15 protein-coding genes, 2 tRNA genes and 1 pseudogene are annotated in these 15,745 nt (G+C 71.0%); 8 read left to right on the plus strand and 10 right to left on the minus strand.

Annotated elements, in window-relative coordinates:
• Positions 1-24: 24 nt before the first annotated feature.
• Positions 25-1,251 carry a helix-turn-helix domain-containing protein gene (locus tag O7605_RS13805; protein ID WP_269739559.1) on the plus strand — a complete coding sequence of 409 codons (1,227 nt, stop codon included), beginning with the start codon at positions 25-27 and terminating at the stop codon, positions 1,249-1,251.
• A 6-nt stretch (positions 1,252-1,257) separates the two neighbouring features.
• On the opposite strand, the gene O7605_RS13810 is transcribed toward O7605_RS13805, so the two are convergent.
• The 4 genes from O7605_RS13810 to O7605_RS13825 all read right to left on the minus strand — a co-directional run bounded on the left by O7605_RS13810 (position 1,258) and on the right by O7605_RS13825 (position 2,951).
• Positions 1,258-1,932 carry a YdcF family protein gene (locus tag O7605_RS13810; RefSeq protein WP_443083922.1) on the minus strand — a complete coding sequence of 225 codons (675 nt, stop codon included), beginning with the start codon at positions 1,930-1,932 and terminating at the stop codon, positions 1,258-1,260.
• A 22-nt stretch (positions 1,933-1,954) separates the two neighbouring features.
• On the minus strand, positions 1,955-2,161 hold the full coding sequence (locus tag O7605_RS13815) for a hypothetical protein (RefSeq protein WP_269739561.1): 207 nt from the start codon (positions 2,159-2,161) through the stop codon (positions 1,955-1,957).
• A 71-nt stretch (positions 2,162-2,232) separates the two neighbouring features.
• Positions 2,233-2,673, minus strand: a complete 441-nt coding sequence (locus O7605_RS13820; protein WP_269739562.1) for an NUDIX hydrolase — start codon at positions 2,671-2,673, stop codon at positions 2,233-2,235.
• Between the two features lie 202 nt (positions 2,674-2,875).
• A tRNA-Lys gene (locus O7605_RS13825) sits at positions 2,876-2,951 on the minus strand.
• Between the two features lie 187 nt (positions 2,952-3,138).
• Here O7605_RS13825 and O7605_RS13830 point away from each other — a divergent pair.
• Positions 3,139-4,392, plus strand: a complete 1,254-nt coding sequence (locus O7605_RS13830; protein WP_269739563.1) for a L,D-transpeptidase — start codon at positions 3,139-3,141, stop codon at positions 4,390-4,392.
• A 125-nt stretch (positions 4,393-4,517) separates the two neighbouring features.
• Positions 4,518-5,786, plus strand: a complete 1,269-nt coding sequence (locus O7605_RS13835; protein WP_269739564.1) for a L,D-transpeptidase — start codon at positions 4,518-4,520, stop codon at positions 5,784-5,786.
• 155 nt (positions 5,787-5,941) lie between these two features.
• Here O7605_RS13835 and O7605_RS13840 read toward each other — a convergent pair.
• Positions 5,942-6,014: transfer RNA gene (locus O7605_RS13840), tRNA-His, on the minus strand.
• Positions 6,015-6,128: 114 nt separating this feature from the next.
• Positions 6,129-6,719: an oligoribonuclease gene (orn, locus tag O7605_RS13845; protein ID WP_269739565.1), complete on the minus strand. Its 591-nt coding sequence runs from the start codon at positions 6,717-6,719 to the stop codon at positions 6,129-6,131.
• 73 nt (positions 6,720-6,792) lie between these two features.
• Between orn and O7605_RS13850 the strand changes: the two genes are divergently transcribed.
• A complete protein-coding gene (locus O7605_RS13850; RefSeq protein WP_269739566.1) occupies positions 6,793-8,088 on the plus strand; it encodes a glycosyltransferase family 87 protein in 1,296 nt (431 codons plus the stop codon).
• 239 nt (positions 8,089-8,327) lie between these two features.
• On the opposite strand, the pseudogene O7605_RS32110 reads toward O7605_RS13850, so the two are convergent.
• From O7605_RS32110 to O7605_RS13865, 3 genes and pseudogenes are all read right to left on the minus strand, one after another.
• Positions 8,328-8,729: pseudogene (locus O7605_RS32110) on the minus strand (hypothetical protein); the annotation flags it as partial.
• A 669-nt stretch (positions 8,730-9,398) separates the two neighbouring features.
• On the minus strand, positions 9,399-10,154 hold the full coding sequence (locus tag O7605_RS13860; RefSeq protein ID WP_164445869.1) for a YcnI family copper-binding membrane protein: 756 nt from the start codon (positions 10,152-10,154) through the stop codon (positions 9,399-9,401).
• A gap of 13 nt (positions 10,155-10,167) precedes the next feature.
• On the minus strand, positions 10,168-11,832 hold the full coding sequence (locus O7605_RS13865) for a copper resistance CopC/CopD family protein (RefSeq protein ID WP_269742629.1): 1,665 nt from the start codon (positions 11,830-11,832) through the stop codon (positions 10,168-10,170).
• A 206-nt stretch (positions 11,833-12,038) separates the two neighbouring features.
• Here O7605_RS13865 and O7605_RS13870 point away from each other — a divergent pair, with 206 nt between their 5' ends.
• Genes O7605_RS13870 through O7605_RS13885 form a run of 4 tightly spaced genes read left to right on the plus strand, consistent with a single transcriptional unit; the run spans position 12,039 to position 14,983 of the window.
• On the plus strand, positions 12,039-12,689 hold the full coding sequence (locus O7605_RS13870; RefSeq protein WP_443083923.1) for a sigma-70 family RNA polymerase sigma factor: 651 nt from the start codon (positions 12,039-12,041) through the stop codon (positions 12,687-12,689).
• Positions 12,686-13,183: a MauE/DoxX family redox-associated membrane protein gene (locus O7605_RS13875; protein ID WP_269739567.1), complete on the plus strand. Its 498-nt coding sequence runs from the start codon at positions 12,686-12,688 to the stop codon at positions 13,181-13,183. Before O7605_RS13870 ends, O7605_RS13875 begins: the two co-directional genes overlap by 4 nt.
• The gene (locus O7605_RS13880) at positions 13,176-13,892 is read left to right on the plus strand and encodes a DsbA family protein (RefSeq protein WP_269739568.1); all 717 of its coding nucleotides are present in this window, start codon (positions 13,176-13,178) and stop codon (positions 13,890-13,892) included. The genes O7605_RS13875 and O7605_RS13880 overlap by 8 nt, the downstream gene beginning before the upstream one ends.
• The gene (locus O7605_RS13885; RefSeq protein WP_269739569.1) at positions 13,889-14,983 is read left to right on the plus strand and encodes a hypothetical protein; all 1,095 of its coding nucleotides are present in this window, start codon (positions 13,889-13,891) and stop codon (positions 14,981-14,983) included. The genes O7605_RS13880 and O7605_RS13885 overlap by 4 nt, the downstream gene beginning before the upstream one ends.
• On the opposite strand, the gene O7605_RS13890 is transcribed toward O7605_RS13885, so the two are convergent.
• A complete protein-coding gene (locus O7605_RS13890; protein ID WP_269739570.1) occupies positions 14,973-15,743 on the minus strand; it encodes an energy-coupling factor ABC transporter ATP-binding protein in 771 nt (256 codons plus the stop codon). The genes O7605_RS13885 and O7605_RS13890 overlap by 11 nt on opposite strands.
• Positions 15,744-15,745 lie beyond the last annotated feature (2 nt).

The raw sequence follows: 15,745 nt of genomic DNA on the forward strand, positions 1-15,745 counted from the left end.
GGGCAGGGTGATGGTGTGCGAGGAATGACGGACGACATGACCATCGGCCAGCGCGTCGCCTTCTACCGGCGGCGGCGAGGGCTTTCTCAGGAGGTGCTGGCCGGGTTGGTCGGCAAGACCCAGGAGTGGCTACGCAAGGTCGAGACGAATCGCGCCGACCTGGACCGCCTTTCGGTCATTCGCGCAATCGCCAAGGCTCTCGATGTCTCTCTTGGGGACCTCATCGGCGCACCGAGTCTGTTCGAGTGGTCCGACGACTCAGGGCGTGAAACCATTCCCGCGTTACGCGCCGCGCTCCACGACTACCGACACCTCGCGCCAGCTCTGTCCAGCCCGGCTACTGTCGATGCGCCTCCCATGCGTGAGATCGAGAACGATGTGGCCGAGATCTGGACCGCCTACCAGCATTCGCGCTACGGCACCCTCGCCCGCCGGCTTCCGTATCTCATCCACGACTGCCTGACCGCCACCGAGGCCTACGACGGAGACGACGGCCAGCGTGCACACGCGTTGACCGCCTATGCCCACCAGCTCGCTGCGTTGTTCCTCACCAAGCTCGGCGAAGGTGATCTCGCCTGGACCGCGGCCAGTCGAGGGCTGGCCGCCGCCAACGCCAGCCACGACCACGTCGTTATCGGCTCGCTCAGCCGCTCCGCCGCGCACTCTCTGATTGCGATCGGCGAATACGCGCAGGCCCGAGGCCTCGCCGCCACCGCAGCACAGTTCCTCGAATCACGGCTGACCAAGCCCACACCGCAGTTGCTGTCGGTCTACGGCAGCCTGCACCTCGTCTGCGGTCTCGCCGCCGCCCGCGACGACGACCGCGCCTCCGCAGACATCCACATCGCCGAAGCCGACGCCGCAGCGACCCGGCTCGGCGCCGACGCCAACCACGTGTGGACCGCCTTCGGGCCCACCAACGTGTCGATCCACAAGACGACCGTGGCGATGGAACTCGGCGACGTGCAACGCGCCATCGCCATAGGTGCCCCGCTCGACACCGGTGCCCTGCCTGTCGAGCGGCAGGTCCGCCACGCCATCGAGACCGCGCGAGCGCTGGCGCGCTGGAACCGCATCGACGACGCCCTCGGCGCGCTGTTGGACGCGGAGGTCATCGGCCCAGACCAGGTGCGCTACCACCGGCTCTCCCGCGACCTCGTCCGGGACATCCTCATCCGCCCCCGGCCGCCCCGACTAGCCGTCGAACTCAGCGAACGGATGGGCGTCCGGTCGGGTGGACCACGCTGGTAGCCGTCGTCAGACCAGCCGGCTCGTGTAACCGGCCGCCACCAGCCGCTCGAAGGCGGCCCGGACTTCGTCCGGCATCTCCTGTGGGATCGCGAACCCGCGCGAGGCGTACACCGCGATTCGCTGGGTGTCGCCGACCAGCATCTCCACCACCCGCCGTGGGTCACCGATGTTGCGCACGTAGTCGTCGAGTGCCAACGGGTTCGACGCGCAGACCACGTCGACCTCGGGCCACATCAGCTTGCATGTGGCGTACGCCCGACGCTGCTGGTACGGCCTCGACATGATCACCACTGACCGCACCGGGATACGTCGTTCGGCCAGGAGCTGCCGGGTGTACTCCAGGTTCTGGGCGGTGTTCGTCGCCCGTGGCTCCACGAGAATCGAGTCCGCCGGCACGCCCTGCTCCATCGCGTACTCGCGGTAGTGAACAGCCTCGCCGCGAGGGAACCGCTCCACCGTCGTCGGCGCGTTCGCCCCAGTGAACACGATCCAGGGAAACAATCCCTCGTGGAACAAGCGCGTCGCGATCACCGCGACGCCAAGGTCATGGCTGCCCAGCCCGATCCCCACGTCACACGGCCTCAGCTCGTGGCCCATGTCGTGGTAGCGCCACAGCGTCTCCACCTCGACACGGATCTCGTCAGGGATCGACTCGGCCGGCGCCGCCGGGCGCTGCTTCATCAACAAGTACCAGGCAGGACCGTCACCGCAGCCCTTCGTCGGTTCTTCCCAGTGCCGCCAGGCCCGCCCTCGCTACCTCCAGCGGCACGACAGCGGCGACCGGTTCATCCTGCTCGCTGAGGTAGACGACCTGCCCCTCACGAACACTCCGCAGCAGCTCAGGCAGCAAAGCCGAGACCGGGAGGTCATCCGGCGTGGCGTAGGTCCGGTCCGCACTGGGTTCCCTCATGCCGCCAGCGTAGGGGTTATGCGGCGACGGGGCGACGCCGACTCCAGGCAAGGATGCTCTGCCCAAGCTGCCTACACCGAGAGCAGTGCCTCCTTGTTGAAGGTGATGAACTCGGCCAGCCCTTCCGGCTTGAGATCCACCGCAGGCAGCTCGTCGATCGTCACTCGCTCAAGCTGATAGCCACCACGCGACGGATCATCGAACTCCGGCCCGGTCCGAGCAGCCTCCCGCAGCTCAAGTAGCCGACAGACGAAGAAGTGCTGCACGGAAACACCATCCCCAACGGGAGCGGTGAACAGGAACACCTGGGCGAACCGATCGGCCGAGGCACCGAGTTCTTCGTGCAACTCCCGGCGAAGCGCAGCCTCCAGGGAGACATCCGTCGACTCCACGCCACCACCCGGCGTCGTCCAGTACGGCGCCTGGCCAGGCTTGATCCGCTTGATCAGCACGAGACGGTCGTCCTCGTCCAGCAGAATGGCCCGCACCGACCTACGCACGATCCGACGCACAACCGGCCCCTATCCACATCCAGAGCGACCAGGCACCAGCGCACCCGTGACCTATGGAACTGTCCGCCGGCATCGCACCGCGTCCCACCGATGCCGCCGCCGTCCAACGGCTCCCGAGCACCCACCGAGCGACCACCCGCCACACGCGTACGCGAAAAAGGCCCCGACTGGCAGAGTTCTACCAGATCAGGGCCTTGCTCGTTGGTGCGCCGCCAGGGACTCGAACCCCGAACCCGCGGATTAAGAGTCCGCTGCTCTGCCAGTTGAGCTAGCGGCGCTCGCTGACAACGGGGGAAACACTAGCACGCGGCCCGAACCGGGTTCCAATCCGATCCCAGGCTCACCCCTTCGGTCGAGCTTATCGGACATTAGCCAAAAATCCCTCGCAAAGTGTGGGACCGGGGTGATGCCGGGCGGCAGCGGTACGGCACGATGTCCGCCAGGTGCGCAACGACAGGGGTGGGGATGGGCAGGTTCGCGCGGACCGGGGCGCTGTTGGGCGGCTTGGGGCTGGTGGCGTCGCTGGCATTGTCGGGCTGCGGCGAGGAACGTGCGGTGGCCGAGTTCGTACCCGGTCAGACACCCGGTGCGACCGGCACCGCGACGCCGGGCACACCGGAGGCGCCGAGTGGTCCGCCGCTGACGGTGAGCCCGGCCGACGGGTCGAAGAACCGGCCGGTCAGCGTGGAGATCGGCGCGAAGCTGCCGGACGGCGGCGAAGTGTCGCAGGTCACCCTCAAGACCAAGGACGGCAAAACGGTCAAGGGCAAACTGCGTACGGACGGGTCGTCATGGGTGCCGTCGGCTCCGCTGAAGTGGTCCACCCGTTACACCGCCACCGTCTCCGCGAAGGGGCCGGACGGCGCGGTGAGCGAGGGCACCAGCACGTTCACCACGATGGCCAAACCGGGCTCGATGATCACCTCTGGGTTGTACCTGTTCGACGACCGGACGTACGGGGTGGCGATGCCGGTGGTGGCGGAGTTCCACCCGGGCATCCCGGCCAAGGATCGGGCCAAGGTGCAGAAGCGGATGTTCGTGCAGACCGACCCGCCGCAGCCGGGCGCCTGGCACTGGGTGAGCAACGGCACGCAGGCGTACTACCGGGCGCCGGAGTACTGGAAGGCCGGCACCAAGCTGACCGTACGCATCGCCCTGGCCGGCATCCCGCTGAGCAACGGCAGGTACGGCAACGTCGACCGCAACGCCACCGCGAAGATCGGCTCGGCCTTCGAGATGAAGGTGACCAACTCGGACAAGCAGATGCGGGTGTACGAGGACGGGCAGCTGGTCAAGACGTTGCCGGTCAGCCTGGGCAAGAAGAAGACGCCCTCGTCCAGCGGCACGCTGGTGGTGATGGAGAAGAAGGAAGCGACAGTCTTCGACACGATGGACGACCCGGATCCGGAGAACCGGTACGTCACCGACATCGAGTTCGCCCAGAGACTGACCTGGGGCGGCGAGTACATTCACGCGGCGCCCTGGTCGGAGCACGTCCAGGGGCGGCAGAATGTCTCCCACGGCTGCGTCAACGTCTCCATGGCGAACGCGCGCTGGCTCTTCCAACGTACGAAGATCGGCGATCCGATCACCATCACCGGCACCGAACGCAAGTTGGCGGCGGGTAACGGTTGGACCGCGTGGAACCTGAGCTGGTCGGAGTTCGTCAAGGGCAGTGCGTTGCCAGTTCCGGACGGTGGCGCCGGTCCGGCCATCTGACCGGACGAAATATGTCACTATCCGGACATCCCGCTCCACGTGTTTCGGTTCACTGGGCGCAACGGGTACGTGAACCGGTGCGTCAGTGATGTGGACGGGAAGCGGACCACGACTGTGAGGACACCATGCGGATTCGGGACCAGCGCAACCGGAGGCGGGGGGTGCTCGCCGCGGGCCTGCTCGTCGTGACGTTGGCGCTGACCTCCGCCTGCACCGGCGGTAAGGGCGGCGACAAGGGGCCGGGTTGGCAGGACGGTGCCGACCAGCCGGCCGCGAAGGCGTCGGTGAGCATCAGCGAGCCGGCGGCGGACGCCAAGGACGTGCCGGCGTCGGCGGCGATCGCCTTCGCCGCCGAGCAGGCCGAGGACGTCACGGTCGAGCTGACCGACGCCGAGGGTGAGTCGGTCGAGGGCAAGCTCGCCGCCGACGGCCGCAGTTGGCTGCCGGCGGAGGCGTTGACCTACGGCGCCTCGTACACCGCCACCGTCACCGCGACCGGCGACGACGGCCTGCCGGCGACGGCGACCAGCGCCTTCACCGTGATGGAGAAGCCGGAGAAGCAGGTACGCATCAGCAGTTTCCTCGGCGACGACCAGACGGTCGGGGTGGCCATGCCGCTGATCGTCAAGTTCGGTCGGGAGATTCCGGAGAAGTACCGCGCCGACCTGCAGCGCCGGATGACGGTGACCTCGGAGCCGGCCCAGGAGGGCGTCTGGCACTGGGTGAGCCCCACCGAGATCCGGTACCGGCCGAAGGAGTTCTGGCAGGCCGGCAGCAAGGTGTCGTACCGGGTGCAGGCCGGTGGGCTGCCGCTGGGTGACGGCTGGTACGGCCGGGCCGACCTGACCGTCGACATCGCCATCGGCCCGAAGCTGCTGATGACGGTGGACAACCGCACCAAGCGGATGACCGTCACCAAGAACGGCGAGAAGATCAAGACCATTCCGGTGAGCCTGGGCAAGAAGAGCACCCCGTCCTCCAGCGGCACCATGGTGGTGATGGAGAAGCTGCGCAAGACGGTCTTCGACACCTACGACGAGTTGGGCCCCGAGGACGGGTACCGGACAAAGATCGATTACGCGCAGCGGCTCACCTGGGGTGGCGAGTTCATCCACGCGGCACCCTGGTCGGAGGGGCAGCAGGGCACGACGAACGTCTCGCACGGCTGCGTGAACGTCTCGATGGCCAACGGCGCCTGGCTGTTCAAGAACACGAAGGTCGGTGACCCGATCGTCGTCAAGGGCACCGAGCGCAAGCTCCAGCTCGGCAACGGCTGGACCGACTGGAACGTCAGCTGGGAGGAGTACGTCAAGGGCAGCGCCCTGCCGTACGAGCCGGCGGAGTCCGGCTCGGCCGACCCGGACGTCGCGCCCAGCGAAGCGCCCACCGCCTGAGCACCTGCGCGACGGCGGCCGTTGCCCGGTAGGCGGCCGCCGTCGCCACGCCTGTCCGACGGGCGGGAGACGAACTCCCCTACCAACCCCCTACAACGCGTCAGGCCCCGTCTGAAGACGGGGCCTGAACTGCTGTGGAGTAGATCCACCAACCGGGTGACTGATGGGAATTGAACCCACGACAACCGGGACCACAACCCGGTGCTCTGCCAACTGAGCTACAGCCACCATGCCGCCGCTCCCGGTCGATCGCCGGGGGCGGGTGCGGTGAAATCATACCCCCACCACGGCCGACTCCGTCCAGCGGGTTGCCGCCGGGCCGCAAGGGGCCCGCCGAGGGCGTCAGAGTTCGCCGGCGATGGCCTTGGCGCTCTCCACGTCCGGCCCGGGCAGGGGGACGAAGATGGTGCGTCGGTAGTACTCCAACTCGCGGATGCTCTCCCGGATGTCGGCCAGGGCCCGGTGTGCCAGGCCCTTCTGCGGCTGACCGAAGTACACGCGGGGATACCAGCGGCGGCACAGTTCCTTGATCGAGGAGACGTCGATCATGCGGTAGTGCAGGTGGGCGTCGAGGCGGGGCATGTCCCGGGCGATGAAGCCACGGTCGGTGGCGATCGAGTTGCCACACAGCGGGGCGGTGCGCGGATCCTTGACGTGGCGGGTGACGTAGTCGAGCACCCGCTCCTCCGCCTCGGCGAGGGTGATGGTGGAGCGACGTACCTCTTCGGTCAGTCCCGACTTGCCGTGCATCGTCCGGACGATCTCGGGCATCGCGTCCAGCGCGGCGTCGTCAGTGTGGATCACCACGTCGACGCCGTCACCGAGCACGTTGAGGTCGGGGTCGGTGACCAGCGCGGCGACCTCGATCAGTTTGTCGCCACCGAGGTCCAGCCCGGTCATCTCACAGTCGATCCAGACGAGAAGATCAGCCACCGGGACAGCCTACGCGCAGGCCAAGTCTCGTGGCTCCGCGCCGTCACGGTCACCGACCGCTAGGGTCTTCCCCGTGCCCGCCGAACCCGCCACACCACCCTGCGTCGACCTGGACGACCCGGGCAGCCGTACGGCCCGCCGGGTCGTCGGGGCACTGGCGTTGGCGGCGGTGCTTCCGGCTCTCTACCTGCCGGGACGCACCCACGACTTCTTCGACCTGAAGATCTACATGGCGGCCATGGACTGGTGGGCCGCCGGCAACCCGCTGTACGACTACGCACAGCCGGACCGGGTGCAGGGCGAGTTGTTCTTCACCTATCCACCGTTCGCCGCGCTGATCCTGCTGCCGTTCTCCTGGTTGAAGCTGGGCGCCACCGTGGCGATCTTCACCGGGCTGACCCTGCTCGGCGTGGTGGTCACCACGAAGTGGCTGCTTGAGCCGGTGATCCGCCGGCGCCGGCTACCTCACCTGTTCACCCTGGTGGTGGGCGTACTGTTCGTGCTCGGCGTGGAGAGCACCCGGGAGACGGTCACCTTCGGGCAGATCAACATGCTGCTGGTGGTGCTGATCCTGGCCGACCTGCTGTTCGCCGTACCCCGTGACAGCCGCTGGGCCGGAGTGGGCATCGGGTTGGCGGCGGCGCTCAAGCTGTTCCCGGCCATCTTCGTGATCTACCTGCTGGCGACCCGGCGGTGGCGGGCGGCGGTGGTGGCCGGGGCGACCGCGGCCGGGGCGACCCTGCTCGCCGCGGCGGTGGCGCCGGGTGACTCGTGGCGGTTCTGGACGCACGAGCTGTGGGCCACCGACCGGGTCGGCCGCACCGACTACACCGGCAACCAGTCACTGTTCGGACTGCTGAGCCGGCTCACCGCTCCGGAGGAGCCGAACCGGCTGGTCTGGCTGCTGCTGGTCGCGGTGGTCAGCGGGTACGGGTTGTGGCGGGCGGTGCGGGCGTCGCAGGCCGGGGACGCGCTGACCGGCCTGACGCTGACCGGCCTGGTGGCGGCGCTGATCAGCCCGATCACCTGGACACACCACATCTACTGGTTCATCCCGGCGGTGGTGATCCTCGCCGACGCCGCGTTGGGCGCCGACCCGCGCACCGCCGCGGGGGCCCGCCGACGCCGCCGGCTGGTGATCATCGCTGTCAGCGTCACCTCGATCATCGTGTACGGGGTGGTGTCCTTCTACGACTGGGGAATCACTCCGTCGCCCACCGGCAGCCCGTGGGAGTTCGTGCTCCGCAACGCGTACGTGTGGCTCTGTCTGGTGCTGCTCGTCGTCCTACCGGTGCGTGGCGGGGCGCGAGCCCCGAGTCGTCAGCCCACAAAGTCGGACACTCTTCCCGAGACTCCCATCCATCGGTAATCTGCTTCAAGGGTTACCAAAACCCCACGGACCCCGATATCCCCCGGTGAAGGGCGGCCCTCCGCGTCGGCAGCACGGAGGGCCGCCCGCCCACTCTCCCAACCCCGCAGCCCCGCTCACCCCCACCCCTTCCTCGCCGATCTTGCAGTTCTGGTCGTTGATACACGACTTTCATCCCTTTTGCCGCGACCATAAGTGCAAGATCGGCGTGCGAGGGCTCAGGGCGCGGGCGGGGTGGGTCAGGTTGGTGGGGCGGGTGGGCGGAGGGGGTGCGGCGGGGTTGCCGGGTCGGGGAGTTCGGCGAGGGTGGTCGGGCGTGGCACCGGGCCGATGGCGGGCCGGGTCGTGGTGGCAGGCACGGTGGCGGCGACCGGGACGAGTTGACGCCCGGGCAGCCGGCGAGGACCGGGCGGTGTCGGGGCGCCCAGGCCACTGAGTGAGCTGATCCCGAGCCGTCCGGCGAGCACCGGCACCTGGTCCGGCTCGACCACGAAGACCACCTCGCGCGGCCGGACCGGCCGCAGCAGCACCAACGCGGCGAGGATCACCAACAGTGTCCCGCCGGTGAGCGAGCCCCAGGTGGCCGGGGCGATCCAGCCGGCCCGCAGTTCCGCGCGCAGGTCGAGGGTCACCCCCGCCCCACCGTCGGGGCGCAGCAGCACCAGACTCAGCCGCTGCCCGGCCAGGTCGCCGGGGCTCCACTCGAGCACGCCGTAGCCGGCGCGTACCCAGAAGGTCTGCGCGGCGGGTGCGGCCGGGACGGTGGGCGGTGTCCCCGCCGCCGGGGTCACCTGTTCCAGCCGGACCGGCAGCGGACCCCTGGCGAGCGGCACCCGGAGCACCGCGGCGTGCGGCGCGCCGGCCAGCCAGCGCTGCGCCTCCTCGGCCGGGGCCAGCCCGACGAAGGCCGGCCCGTCGGGAGTACGGGCGTCCAGCCGCAGCCGGGCCTGCCCGCCCCGGGCGAACGGCACCTCCCGGCGTACCAGCGCGTCGAGGTCGGTCACCACCACCGCGTGGCCCGGCGTCTGCACGGTCTCGAACCGGGCGGTGAACGCCCCGTCGGGGCCGGCGTGACCGGTCAGCAGACCGAGCGCGGCCGCACCGAGCAGCGCGGCGGTGCCGACGGTCAGCAGCAGCATTCCGGTAAGCGTCCACACGAAACGCATGCGCCCTGCTCCCCTCTGTAGCCAGACACCCGGCCGACCTTACCTACGCCGACCCGCCAATCAGCGGATATCCACGGCACGGACGCCGAAAGCGGACAGGCCCGCCCGGGGATCACCCCGGCGGGCCTGCGATGCGATGACGCCTCAGGGGGCTGGCGTCGCCGCGGTGCCACTGGAGCGCCGGGTGCGGGCGAAGGCCAGCCCCCCGAGCACCAGCCCGCCGAGGCCGGCGAGCAGTCCGGCGACGCCGAGGCCGACCGCCAGACCGTTGCCGTCCTCGTCGTCGCTGTCGTCGGACTGCGCCCCAGCGGGCGAGTCGGCCGGCGCCTCCGTCGGCGTGTCGGCGGCGGAGGCGGCGGTGAGCGTGAGCACCGGTGCCGGGGCGGCCGGCTCCTCGCCACCGGGCTGCGGCTCGTCGATCCAGCGCACCACGGCACCGTCGGAGTAGGTCTGCAACGCCTTGAAGACCATCTGGTCGGTCTCGGGCAGCGGCCCCATGGACACGGGGAACTCCTGGAAGGTGCCGGGGGCGATGGCGGCTCCGTCACCGGCCGTCCAGGTGATCTTGGAAACCACCTCGGTGATCTCGCTGCCGTGCACCTGCACCGGCGGGTCGACCTGCCGCTTCTCCACCGCCACCGACCAGCCGGGCACCGGCATGGTCGACACCGAGCCGACCGGTGCGTTCTCCGGCAGGAAGATCTCCAGCTTGGTGGTCGACGCGGTGTCGCTCTCGTTCGGTACCCGGAACGCGAGCCGACCGTAGCCGCCCTGGGTGGCCTCGCGCGGATTGACCGTGACGTGCGCGGAGGCCGGGGCCACGAAGCCGAACACGGCCGTGGCGACGGCGCCGAGCGTCAGAGCGGCGGCGGTGGCGGCGAAACGCCGGTGACGGAGCATCGATGGAACCTCTCTATCGGACGGGCACGGTGACGGTCACCGTGGCCTGGTCGATCTCGGTGGTACGGGCGGTGACCCGCAGCTCCCACTCGCCCGCCGCGGGCAGGCTGATCTCGCCGGTGGCGTGGTTGTCGGTGAGCGGCAGCAGGGGCACCTGGATCGGCTCGATCCCGGCCGCCGGCAGGGCGACCGTGACCTGCCATTCGACGACCGGCAGCGGTTGGTTCTCCAGCGTGTACGCGTACAGGTGCACCGAGTTGTTGCCCCGGCGGGCCGGCGACACCTCGATCTGCATGGAGTACAGCGAGCTGGTGGCGGTGGTGCTGAAGTAGCCGCTGTCGGCGGCGGACACGTCCGTGGAGACGCTGCGGGCGGGGGTCGTCTGGACCAGGGTGGCCGACACTCCCAGCACGATCGCGGTGATCGCCAGCTCGGCCCAGATCGCCCGGCGCACCGGAGCCGGCCGGCTGGCCGCGACCCGGGTGCGCACCAGGTGGCGGGAGTAGGCGGCCACGGCGATGACAAGCACGAAGAGGCCGATCTTGGCCAGCACCAGCCGCCCGTACGTGGTGTTCACCAGGGCCGCCGGGGTGGCCACCTCGATCAGCGCCTGGACGGTGCCGGCGAGCAGCAGCGCGGAGACCGCCAGAGCCGCCCACCGGGACCAGATCGGCAGGATCGCACCCAGTTCCCGCTCGTCGGCGCGGGGCAGCAGGAACACGGCGAGCATCACCAGCCCGCCCAGCCAGACGGCCATGCCGCCCAGGTGCACCGTGTCGACGAGCACCGACACCGCCGGGGCCGGCGAGGCCGCCGGATGCCCGGCGATCGGCCAGGTGAACAGCGCTCCCACGGCCAGCACACCCAGGATCACCAGGTCCGTCCGGCCCACCGGGCCGGCCAGCAGCGGCCGGAGCAGCAACGCCACCGCGGCCAGCAGTCCGAGCCGGACCAGGTGAGCGGCGCCGAAGGCGCTGCCGAGCACCAGGCTCAGCCCTTCGCCGGTGACGTCGAACACCCCGCCGCCGTTGGTGTAGGGCACCTGGAGCAGAACCGCCGCCACCGTGGCCAGCGCCACCAGCCCGAGGCCGGTCCAGGCCAGCCGGGCCGGCCCGCGCCGGGACAGCCGGCGCGGCCAGAGCAGGGCGAGCACCAGCGCCGGCCCGATCGCCAGCAGCAGGCCGGCGTACCCGAGGAACTTGGCGACCTTGACGGCGGTGCCGACCACCGGGTTGGCCTGGCCGTCGTCGCCGCTGTCCACCGGCGGCTCGGAGGGTGCGCCCACCGAGTAGGTGAACGCGCCGGAGACCGGGTGGCTGTCGGCGGAGATCACCCGGTAGGTGACCAGGTAGGTGCCGTTGCCGCGACCGGTGTCGACGGGGATGTTGACCACACTGCCGGCGAAGGTGGGCTCGCCCTGGTCGGCACGGGACCCGTCCGGGGCGATCACCCGGATCCGGTCCGGCACCTTGCGGACCGTCTCGCTGAAGGTGAGCACCACCTCGGCCGGCGCGGCGGGTACCACGGCCGAGGCGGCCGGGCTGCTGCTGGACAGCACGGCGTGGGCGCTGGCCGGGCTGGCGGGGACGAGCAGCAGCGCCACGACGGCGACCAGGAGGCCGACGGTCGCGGCCAGCCGGGCGAACCGGCGGCGATGGGCGGCAGTCATGCCGCCCATGGTCGCCGACGACACCCGTTCCAGGCGAACCAGGTCCATCGATTGATGGCGATTGCCTGTGATCGAGCGCGGGCGCGCGGACACCGGGCCGGAGCTCATAGGCGGATAGTCGGTCACAACGCCGGAAAAGTTCCCGGAGTGGTGCACCCCATGGAAGGGCCGAAGGACCCTGCTGCTCGGCGCGCCGCCGCGTAACCTGGGTTGTCGTGATCCCCGCCCCGCGCGACACCTCCGCCAGCGCCGACACCGGCACCGTCGGCCCGGAACGCGCCGACGGCCGGCCCCGGCGACCTGCCGGGACGCCGCGGCACGCAGAGCCCGACCCGACCGCCGACCCGGCCACCGGGTGGGCGCTGGCCGCCCGGGACGGCGACCCGGTCGCGCAGGCCGCGTTCGTGCGCGCCACCCAGGCGGAGGTGTGGCGGTTCACCGCGGCGCTCATCGATCCGGACAGCGCCGACGATCTCACCCAGGAGACCTACCTGCGGGCGTTCCGCGCGCTGCCCTCCTTCGCCGGCCGGTCCAGCGCCCGCACCTGGCTGCTCGGCATCGCCCGGCGGACCTGCGCCGACCACCTGCGCACGGTGGTGCGGCGGCGGCGACTGGATCAACGGCTCACCGCGCACGCGCACACCGACGTGCCGCACCCCGACCCGGCCGGTCAGCTCGGCGCGAGCGACCTGGTGCGCCGGTTGGACCCCGAACGACGCGCGGCATTCGTGCTGACCCAGTTGCTCGGCCTGTCGTACGCCGAGGCCGCCGCGGTGGAGGGGGTGCCGGTGGGCACCATCCGCTCGCGGGTGGCGCGGGCCCGGGCCGAGCTGGTCGACGCCGTGGACGAGGCGTTGGCCGGGTGAACGCCAACCTGCGCACCTGGCGCCCCTGGCTCGGTCTCGCCGTCCGGCTCGGCCTGGCCGGCGTCTGGTTCTGGGCGGGCTGGTCGAAGGTCGGCGACCTGGCCGCCTCCGGCCGCGCGGTGAACGCCTACCAGGTGCTGCCGTACGACGTGGCGATGGTGGTCGGTGCGGCGCTGCCCTTCGTCGAGCTGGCGTTGGCCCTGCTGCTGCTGCTCGGGCTGGCCACCAGGCTGGCCGCCGGAGTCTCCGCGGCTCTGCTGCTGGTCTTCATCGCCGGCATCGCCTCGGCCTGGTCACGGGGGCTGGCCATCGACTGCGGCTGTTTCGGGGTGGGCGGCGAACTGCCGGCCGGGGAGAGCCCCAGTTATCTCCCGGAGATCCTCCGGGACATCGGCTTCCTGGCGTTGGCCGGGTTCCTGCTGATCTGGCCCCGCACCGCCGTCTCCGCCGACGGCGCGCTCGCGGGCGAACCGGTGGAGGACGACAATGAGTAGTCGCAAGGGACGCAAGGACGCGGCCCGGGTGGTCCGGGAACAGATCAACCGGGAGCGGCGCCGCAAGCGGACCCTGTGGATCTCGGTGGGCGCGGTGCTGGTGCTGGTCATCGCCGGCCTGATCGGCTGGAGCGTCTGGTCCAGCCAGCAGTCCGACGAGTTCACCGCGCCGCCGGGCGCCAACGACGCGGGCACCGGCATCGTGGTCGGCTCCGGGCCGGTGACCATCGACATCTACGAGGACTACATCTGCCCGGCCTGTAAGCAGTTCGAACAGACCAGCGGTGCCACCATCGACCAGTTGGTGGCCGACGGCAAGGTACGGGTGGTCTACCACCCGGTGGCCTTCCTCGACCGGTACTCCAGCACCGACTACTCGACCCGGGCCTCGGCCGCGTCCGGCTGCGCCGCCGAGGGCGGCAAGTTCACCGAGTTCAGCGAGGCACTGTTCGAGCGGCAGCCGCCGGAGGGCGGTGCCGGCCTCAGCAACGACGAGCTGATCGACATCGGGGCCGAGGTCGGGCTGGACCGCGAAGCGTTCGCCAGCTGCGTCCGGGACGCCAAGTACCAGCCGTGGACCGAGCACGTCACCGCCGAGGCGAGTCAGGCCGACGTCACCGGCACGCCGACCATCCTGGTCGACGGCGAGCCGGTGCGGGAGTGGACGCCGGAGAACATCACCGCGGCGGTGGAGGCGGCCGGCCGGTGACCCTGCTCGCCCGGGCCGGGCTGCTGTTCGCCGGCACGATCACCGCGATCCTCGCCACCGCCGCCCCCGCCCTCGCCCACGGCGCGGACGCGCCGAACGGCACGGACTACCGGGTGACGGTCACCGCCGCCGGTCACCCGGACCTGCGGGTACGGGTCATCGAGGCGGGTGCCCGGCTGGAGCTGACGAACACCGGCGCCACGCCGGTCGAGGTGATCGGCTACTCGGGTGAGCCGTATCTGCGGATCGGACCGGACGGCGTCTACGAGAACTCCCGCTCACCCGCGACGTATCTCAACCGCACGCTCGTCGGTGACACCGCCCTGCCGGCCGAGGCCGACCCGGCCGCCGAGCCGCGCTGGCACCGTGTCGACGGCGGGACGACCGCCCGCTGGCACGACCAGCGGGCCCTGTGGCGCGAGGCGGAACCGCCCGCCCAGGTCCGCGCCGCACCCGACCGTGAGCACCGGGTACGCGACTGGGTGGTCCCGCTACGCGGCGCGGACGGGCCGACGGAGATCCGCGGCACCCTGGACTGGGTACCGCCGCCGGACGCGTACACCTGGTGGGTGGTGACCGTCGTCGGCGTGCTGGCGGTCGGTGCGCTCGGGGTGCTGCCGGCGGCCTCCGGCCCCGGGCGGCGGGCGCTCGCCGCCCTCGGCGGGCTGCTGATCGTCGGCGGAGCCGCGGCGGTCGCGGTCGCGCTCGGACGGACGCTCGACGCCGGGGCACAGGGACCGGGCGGCGTGCTGGCCGGCCTGCTGACCGGTCCGGTGTGGACCCTGCTGACCGGCCTGGCGGCGATCGTCGTCGGGGCGCGGGCGGCGACCGGCGTCGCTGCCTCGTCCGCTCCCCGGTCCCACGTCGACTTCCTGGTGGCGCTGGCGGGCGTCTGCCTGGCGTTGTTCGCCGGGGTGACGAACATCGCCGGTTTCAGCCGGGCGGTGCTGCCGACGCCGTGGCCGCCGACCGTCGCCCGGACACTCGTCGTCCTCGTCATGGTGGCCGGTGCCGGCGCGCTGGCCGCCGCGCTGCTGCGCCTGCACACCGCCGCCCGCCGCCCGTCCGCGACAACGGCCGTTACTCGCTGATCGGCGGGCGCCCGGTGGTGGGACGGAACGGGTAGGGCAGTTCGAGGCGGTGCCGGGCGAGCAGCTCCTCATCGTCGAGCAGCACGGCCGTCGGCCCGTCGGCCACGATCCGCCCACCGTCGAGGATGACCGAGCGGTCGCAGAGTTCGAACGCGTACGGCAGGTCGTGGGTGACCATCAGCAGGGTCACCGGCAGGGTGCGCAGGATGTCGGCCAGTTCCCGCCGTGCCGCCGGGTCGAGGTTCGACGACGGCTCGTCGAGCACCAGGATCTCCGGCCGCATCGCCAGCACGGTGGCCACCGCCACCCGACGACGCTGCCCGAAGGAGAGGTGGTGCGGGGTCCGGTCCCGGTGTTCCGACATGCCCACCGCGGCCAGGGCCTCGTCCACCCGGGCAACCAGTTCCGGCCCGCGCAGCCCGAGGTTGGCCGGGCCGAACGCCACGTCCTCGGCGACGGTGGGCAGGAAGAGCTGGTCGTCCGGATCCTGGAAGACGATGCCGACCCGGCGGCGGATCTCGGCGAGCGTCGCCCGGTCCGGGCCGACTGTCAGCCCACCGACCGCGACCTGCCCCTCGGTGGGCGTCAGGATGCCGTTGAGGTGCAGCACCAGCGTCGTCTTCCCGGCGCCGTTGGGGCCGAGCAGCGCGACCCGCTCGCCGCGCGCCACCGTCAGGTCGACGCCGTGCAGCGCGACGTGGCCGTCGGGGTAGGCGTACCGTACGCCACGGACGTCCAGGCTGGGCGGGGTGGGCTGCACGC

Source organism: Verrucosispora sp. WMMA2121, from assembly GCF_027460185.1.
GTDB lineage: Bacteria > Actinomycetota > Actinomycetes > Mycobacteriales > Micromonosporaceae > Micromonospora > Micromonospora palythoicola.